The sequence below is a fragment of the Streptomyces spiramenti genome, assembly GCF_012034385.1.
In the GTDB taxonomy this organism is placed as follows: Bacteria; Actinomycetota; Actinomycetes; order Streptomycetales; family Streptomycetaceae; genus Streptomyces; species Streptomyces spiramenti.
The window spans coordinates 1-7,370 of sequence record NZ_JAAVJB010000240.1; the positions used below are offsets into that span (position 1 = coordinate 1).

Sequence of the window (7,370 nt, forward strand, 5' to 3'; positions counted from 1 at the left end):
GGCCCCCACCTCTCGGTGGGGGCCACGGCGGTGCGGGGGTGGTGCGTGACCCGGTCAGGCGAGCCCGGAGACGCGCGCCCCGGCCTGCGCCGGGACGGTCCCGGCGGTCTGCCGCGAGTAGGCCGGGGCCGCGGGGACGGGCTCGGCGCTCGTGCCGAGCGGGAACGCCCTGAGGCCTCGGGCGTGGAGGGCCTCCACCGCGGTGTTGAACTGGGCCATGGCGGACGGCTCGTCCGGGCCGAGCAGATACCGCTTCAGCTCGACACGGTGCTGCGCGAGCGCGTCGTCCGTGGTGGCGGTGACCGTCTCCAGGATCGAGTTCAGCTCGGCGCAGTCACTGCCCAGCAGGTAGGCGGCGCCCGCCGTCGGGTTGAGCAGGCGGTACTGCTCGGGGTCCTCGTCGTGCGCGTTGGTCACCACGTACGGCTTGCAGCTCGCGACGAAGTCGGAGATGACGCTCGACATGTCGCTGATCAGCAGGTCGGAGTGGTTGAAGCAGTCGTACAGCGAGGGCAGGCGGTCGGTCACCACGAGGTGGCGTCCGGCCTGGTAGGCCTCGTCCCAGAACAGGGCGCTCCACTGGGTGCGCAGTTCGGCGACGTCGGCCCGCACGTCGCGCGACTCCCACCGGGCGTCGCGGGTCCACTGGAGCCAGTCGCCGTCCTCGGAGCGGCCGGAGATCTCGGCGATGCGCGCCTCGATCTCCGCCAGGCGCCGGTCGGTGGCGGCGACGTGCTCGGGGTCCCGGCGTGCGGCGCGGCGTTCGTTGTCGCGCAGCAGCATCTGGCGGACCAGGCCGTCGATCCGCTCCACCTCGGGGGACCGCTTGCCGGTGAGGGGGTGGGGCTTGTAGATGACGCGGACGTCGTCGCGCGCCAACAGGCCACCGATGATCTTCTCGCCCATGGGGAGCAGGGACGTGTGGCAGGCCTCGTCGGTCCAGCCCTCCCAGGTGGGCCCGTAGAGCACCGTCAGCGGGCCCGGGGTGCGCTCGGCGGGGGCGGGCAGCACCTCGGAGAGCTGCGGGCGGCCGACGGTCACCAGGCTGTCGGGGTCGATCGCGTGCCGCACGCGCTGGTAGCGGTCGCGCCCGCCCTGGCCCGCCACCCATATCTCGTCGAAGACCCGGCTGACGCGGTTGCTGCTGGCGAGCTTGTCGCTGTCGCCGTGGCCGATGAAGACGTGCTGCGCCTCGGCCTTCTGCAGCATGTGCACATTCTTGCCGGCGTTGCCGGGGTAGAGCACGACGCGCAGGTCGGCGAGGTCGAGCAGGGCGAGGTCGTCGGCCTTCCGGGTGCAGACGACGGGGAGCCGGGTGCGGTCGAGCTGGGTCATCGCGGCGGTCTCGCGCAGGATGATGATCGCCCGGCGGTCGAGCTTCTCCAACGTGTCGATCCACATGTTGACCTGGTACATGAAGTCCTGGCCGGTGGCGGCGAAGGTGAAGTAGAGCGCGACCTCGGGCCGGTACTCGGCGAGCCGGCGGTTGACGACCTCGATGATCTCGGGTGCCTCGGGAATGCGCCGGTTCTGCGTGGAGTACAGGGCGAGTTGGGCGGCGGCGACCAGTGACAGCAGCGCCGCGGCCCCGGTCGCGGCGAGCCAGCCGACGCCGAAGCCGGCGAGGACCGCGGCGGCGGAGCCGGCGATGAGGATCTCGGGGCCGGGGACGCGGGTGAGACCGCGCTGGCGCCACTTCGCGGAGTCGGGCGCGGCCGGCACCTTCAGCTCGCTCATGTCCATGTTGAGGACGGCGACGGGCACGTTGCGCCGCTTGTTGCGGTAGCCGATCAGCGGCGCGTGGCTGCCGTTGGCGCTGAAGTACAGGGTGACCAGCAGCGCGAAGACGGTGACGCCGGACATCTCGTTGACGACCGCGAGCAGCACCAGCAGCATCAGGCGGTTGAACTCGCGGAGCCGGTCGCCGAACCCGAACCGGCGGAGCACCGCGTTGGCGACGCGCCCACGCAGCCGCAGGTGCCAGTCGGTGACGTAGTTGACGACCCAGGCGGCGAAGAACAGCGTGGGGTTGTCGCTGATGGCGGCTACGGCCAGCAGGACGGCGCTGACGCCGAAGGCGAGCGAGGTCACCAGGGGCAGGCGTCCGTAGCGGTCGATCAGCCTCGTGAGCGTGGAGCGTTCGTCGCTCGGCGACTCGACCGTGGGCTGCGGGGAGCCGTTGTTCGCGTCGCGGTCACTCACCGACGGCCCCCACGTCCAGGGAGGCGGCCAGGGCGAGGTCGAAGCTGCCGGCGGTGGAGGCGTCGGCGGTCGGGTCCTGCTGGCGCACGTCGATGACGTGGCCGGTCAGGGTGGAGAGCAGCACGTCCAGCGAGGTGCGGGCGACCGCCTCGGAGGAGAGCAGGCTGCCGGCGGGTTCCTGACCGAACGCCTTGGTCCGCATCGGGGTCGCGGTCCGCTCGGGGTTGACGCAGTTGACGCGGATGTCGTCGCCGGCCCACTCGTCGGCGAGCGCCTGCGTGAGGTTGACCATGGCGGCCTTGCTGGAGGAGTACAGGCTGTACTCGGCGCGGCCCCGGGTGTAGCTGCTGGAGGTGTAGAGCAGCAGCTGGCCGCCGGTCTCCGCGAGGTACTTGTGCGCGGCGCGGGCCATGTGGACCGGGGCCAGGTAGTTGACGCGGAGGGCTTCCTCGATGACGTCCGGGTCGGTCTCGGCGAGGCGTCCGATGCGCAGGACGCCGGCGGTGTTGACGACGTGGTCGATGCGGCCGGTCTCGGCGTAGGCCCGCTCCAGTGCCTGCGCGACGTGGTCCGGGTTCTCGACGTGGGTGCCGGTGGTGGACCGTCCCAGGGCGTAGACCGTGGCGCCGTAGCCCTCGGCCAGTTCGGCTATGTCCTTGCCGATGCCGTAGGAGCCGCCGAAGACCACCATGGTGGTGCCCGTCAACAGCTCGCGGTAGGCGGCCTCGTCGGACTGGGCGGGGGCGGCGGTGGAGGCCAACTGATACAGCTTGTCGGCTATGTAGACGTCGACGGGCTGGGTGACCTTCATGTTCCACTCGTCGCCCTGGACGACGTGGATCGGCACGTCCGGCAGGTACTTGAGAACCACCGAGCAGTCGTCCGTGGCCTGGAAGTTGGGGTCGCCGGCGGCCACCTCGTAGGCCCGGCGGATGGTGGAGAGGTGGAACGCCTGCGGGGTCTGGCCCCGCCGCAGCCGCGAGCGGTCGGGGACGTCGGTGATGAACTCGCCGTCCTCGCCGTGGGTGCGGGTGACGATGATGGTGTCGGCGGACGGGATCGCGACGTCCACCGCCTGGTGGCGGTCGAGCGACGCGACGCAGTCGCTGATGACCCGCTGGGAGAGCAGCGGGCGGACCGCGTCGTGGAAGAGGACGTGTCGCTCCTCGCCCTCCGCGAGTCCCTCGCTCAGCGCGGCGATGGCGCGTTCGGTGGTCTCGTTGCGGGTCGCGCCGCCCTCGATGACGCGGCTGACCTTCCGCAGGCCGCCCTTGGCGACGATCTTCTCGATCTCGGCCGTGTAGCCGGGGGTCATCAGGACGATGACGTCGTCGATGTCGTCGGCCTTCTCGAAGACCGCCAGCGTGTGCTCGATGACCGCTTTACCGGCGATCTTGATGAGCTGCTTGGGTATGGACAGCCCCACCCGCTGACCCGTTCCCCCGGCCAGTACGACCGCCGTGGTCCGAGGACGCGCCGCACTGCTCTGGATGGACAAATCCCGCTCCCGCCGATGTGACTGTGATACGAACGCCTGCCGTGAAGAAGATTAACGCCCGCACAACAGTGACTCGCCAACGAAGGCGATCGTTGCCAAGCGTTATGCCTTTGTGACGTCCCGTCGGTGTGGCGCGACACACCCCGTCGCTCTTCGGGGCGGCGGCCCCGGGCGTCACCCACGGCACCGGCCGGCCGCATCGGTCGCACCCGTTCCCGCGCGCGGGGACGGGCCTCCCCGACGGGTCGTCACCAGGCGCCTCGCCCCGCTACGGGCACGCCCGACTGCGCGGTGGGGCCCCGGCGGTGCGGAGAAGCGCTCCTCGGGGGCGCGCCGTGAGCTGCGGGCGCCGCCGCCGGGGTGGGTCGACAGCACCGACCAGCGCGCGGCAGGACGCAGCACGCCCCCTGCCGCGTCGCACCGGGGCGGCGGGCACGCGACGGACACGGGGTCCGCTCAGGTCCCGTCCCGCCGCTCCCCGGACCGTGCCGAGCGCCCCGGTTCACTTCCCGGGAGCGGACGCCGGGCGCCTGCGCGCCGCGGCGGCCGACCGCGGTCGCCTCACTCGCCGAAGGGGTCGAACTCCCGGTAGTCCCGGTCGACGTCGTCGCGCTCGGCGTCGCGGTCGCGCCTGCGCTGCGCCGCAGGTCGGGGTGCCTCCATCCGGTGGTCCTCCCCGCGCCGCCCGAGCATCTCCGCACCGGCGGTGACGGTCGGTTCCCAGTCGAAGACGACCGCGTTCTCCTCGGGGCCGATCGCGACGCCGTCGCCCTCACGGGCCCCCAATCGCAGCAGTTCCTTCTCGACACCGAGCCGGTTGAGCCGGTCCGCGAGATATCCGACGGCTTCGTCGTTGTTGAAGTCGGTCTGCCTGACCCAGCGTTCGGGCTTCTCACCGCGGACGCGGAACATCGCCTCGCCCTCGGCGACGACGGTGAACCCGGACTCGTCCACGGCCTTCGGCCGGATGATGACCCGGGTGGCCTCCTCGACCGGTACCGCGGCGCGGGCCGTGGCGACCAGCTCCGCCACCGCGAAGGACAGCTCGCGCAGCCCCTTGCGGGAGATGGCCGACACCTCGAACACCCGGTAGCCCCGAGCCTCCAGGTCCGGGCGGATGATGTCGGCGAGGTCCTGACCGTCGGGGATGTCGGTCTTGTTGAGTGCCACGACGCGCGGCCGGTCCTGGAGGCCGCCGTACGCGGCGAGTTCGGCCTCGATCACGTCGAGGTCGCTCACCGGGTCACGGTCGGACTCCAGGGTGGCGCAGTCCAGGACGTGCACCAGCACCGCGCACCGCTCGACATGCCGCAGGAACTCCAGCCCCAGGCCCTTGCCCTCCGACGCACCGGGGATCAGACCGGGGACATCGGCCATGGTGTACACCGTCTCACCTGCGGTGATCACGCCCAGGTTGGGCACCAGGGTGGTGAACGGGTAGTCCGCGATCTTGGGCCGCGCGGCGGAGAGCACCGAGATCAGCGAGGACTTGCCCGCGCTGGGATAGCCGACGAGCGCGACGTCGGCGACGGTCTTCAGCTCCAGGACGATGTCACCGTCGTCACCGGGCTCGCCCAGCAGGGCGAATCCGGGTGCCTTGCGACGGGCGGACGCCAGGGCGGCGTTGCCGAGTCCGCCGCGTCCGCCGCGTGCGGCGACGTAGGCGGTGCCCTCGCCGACGAGGTCGGCGATCACGTTCCCCGCCCCGTCCAGCACGACGGTGCCGTCGGGCACCGGCAGCACCAGGTCCGTGCCGTCCTTGCCCGTCCGGTTGTCCCCCTCGCCGGGGCGGCCGTTGGTCGCCTTGCGGTGGGGGCCGTGGTGGTACTCCAGCAGCGTGGTGACCTCCCGGCTGACCTGGAGCACCACGTCACCGCCCCGGCCGCCGTTGCCGCCGTCGGGGCCGCCGAGCGGCTTGAACTTCTCGCGGTGCACGGAGGCGCAGCCGTGGCCCCCGTTGCCCGCGGCGACGTGCAGTTCGACGCGGTCGACGAAGGTGGTCATGGTGGGCCTCCGGGCTGTGAAGGTCCCTGGTCGCACGGCGGTTGAACTGGACGACGGGACACGGCGGAACAGTGCTGGTGGTACTGGTGGTGCTGGTCGTGCTGGTGGTGCTGTGCTGCCGGTGGCCCGCCACCGGGGCGGTACCACCTCGGCGCCCGCTCCGGGACGGCGGACGCCGGGCAACGACGAGGGCGGATGCGCTCGACGCATCCGCCCTCGTGAGACGTCCCCGGTGGGACGAGCCGGCCTGGGGCCGGATCAGCCCTCGACCGGAACGATGTTGACGACCTTGCGGTCACGGCTGCGGCCGAACTGCACCGCGCCCGGCTGGAGGGCGAACAGGGTGTCGTCGCCACCGCGCCCCACGCCGGTGCCCGGGTGGAAGTGGGTGCCACGCTGGCGGACGATGATCTCGCCGGCGTTGACGACCTGGCCGCCGAAGCGCTTGACGCCCAGGAACTGCGGGTTGGAGTCGCGCCCGTTCCGAGTGGACGATGCGCCCTTCTTGTGTGCCATCTCTACTCAGTCCCTTACTTCGCGGCCGGGGCGGGGATGCCGGTGATCTTCAGCTGGGTGTGCAGCTGACGGTGACCGATCCGCTTCTTGTAGCCGGTCTTGTTCTTGTACTTCTGGATCCGGATCTTCTCGCCCTTGTGGTGGTCGAGGACCTCGGCCTGGACCTTCACGCCGGCGAGCACCCACGGGTCGCTGGTGACGGCGTCGCCATCAACGATGAGGATGGTGGAGAGCTCGACGGTGTCGCCGACCTCCTTGGTCGCAAGACGGTCGACCTCAATGACGTCGTCGACGGCAACCTTCTGCTGCCGACCGCCGGTGCGCACGATCGCGTACACGCGCAGACTCTCTCTCATTCGAAACGGAGCCCCCGATGCCAGACGGACCGCTCGCGCCGGGAAGAGCACCGGTGCGAAGGGCTGAGCCCGCCCTCTCCCGGCCAGCGGGAGGAAGGATGCTCGGGAGCGCGGTGTGAAGTTGACTCGACACACCGACTGTCAACCATACGGAGGCGGTCGGGAGCTGGTCAAATCCTCCCCGGCGCCGCTGGGCGGCGGGAACAGCCGCCGCGGTGGCGCGGCCCTCCGTCCCGCGCGGCGGGGGAAGAGGCCGGTGGCCCGGCGGTGACGCGAACGTCACTGCCGGGCCACCGTCGTGCCTGCCGGGACCGCCGGCGCGTCAGTCGGCCGCGGGGGCCGACTCGGCGGCTGCGGCGGCCTTCTTCGCCGGTGCCTTCTTAACCGCCGTCTTCTTCTCGGCGGTCTTCTTCTCCGCGACCTTCTTCGCCGGTGCCTTCTTCGCCGGTGCCTTCTTGGCCGCCGTCTTCTTCTCGGCGGTCTTCTCGGCGGTCTTCTCGGCGGTCGCCTTCTTGGCGGTGGCCTTCTTCGCCGCGGCCTTCTTGGCGGGTGCCTTCTTCGCGGTGGCCTTCTTCTCGGCGGTCTTGCGCGTGGCCTTCTTCGCCGGCGCGGCGACCTCCTCCGTCACCGTGTCCTGCTCGGTCGCGTCGCTCACCGCGGGGGCCGGAGCGGCCGTCTCGACGACGAGCACCTCGACCTCCCCGGAGGCGTCGGGCGAGCCGACCGGGGCGGACGCCCGTCGCACCGCGCGGCGGCGCGGGCGAGCCGCTGCGGGCGCGGCCTCGGGCTGCGGT

The 7,370-nt window shown here is 71.6% G+C and carries 5 protein-coding genes and 1 pseudogene; all 6 read right to left on the reverse strand.

Features of this window, described 5'->3' with window-relative positions; genetic code table 11:
- Positions 1 to 54: 54 nt before the first annotated feature.
- Positions 55 to 2,202, reverse strand: coding sequence for a hypothetical protein (locus HCJ92_RS20455; protein WP_167935085.1), 2,148 nt, complete (start codon positions 2,200 to 2,202; stop codon positions 55 to 57).
- The gene (locus HCJ92_RS20460; protein ID WP_167935089.1) at positions 2,195 to 3,694 is read right to left on the reverse strand and encodes an SDR family NAD(P)-dependent oxidoreductase; all 1,500 of its coding nucleotides are present in this window, start codon (positions 3,692 to 3,694) and stop codon (positions 2,195 to 2,197) included. The genes HCJ92_RS20455 and HCJ92_RS20460 overlap by 8 nt, the downstream gene beginning before the upstream one ends.
- Before the next feature lie 567 nt (positions 3,695 to 4,261).
- On the reverse strand, positions 4,262 to 5,704 hold the full coding sequence (gene obgE, locus HCJ92_RS20465; protein ID WP_167935086.1) for a GTPase ObgE: 1,443 nt from the start codon (positions 5,702 to 5,704) through the stop codon (positions 4,262 to 4,264).
- A gap of 258 nt (positions 5,705 to 5,962) precedes the next feature.
- Positions 5,963 to 6,220 (reverse strand): 50S ribosomal protein L27, encoded by a 258-nt coding sequence (rpmA, locus tag HCJ92_RS20470; RefSeq protein ID WP_167935087.1) that lies wholly within the window; start codon positions 6,218 to 6,220, stop codon positions 5,963 to 5,965.
- 14 nt (positions 6,221 to 6,234) lie between these two features.
- Complete coding sequence (gene rplU, locus HCJ92_RS20475) at positions 6,235 to 6,558, reverse strand: 50S ribosomal protein L21 (RefSeq protein WP_167935088.1); 324 nt, start codon at positions 6,556 to 6,558, stop codon at positions 6,235 to 6,237.
- Positions 6,559 to 6,898: 340 nt separating this feature from the next.
- A pseudogene (locus tag HCJ92_RS20480) lies at positions 6,899 to 7,370 on the reverse strand (hypothetical protein); the annotation flags it as partial.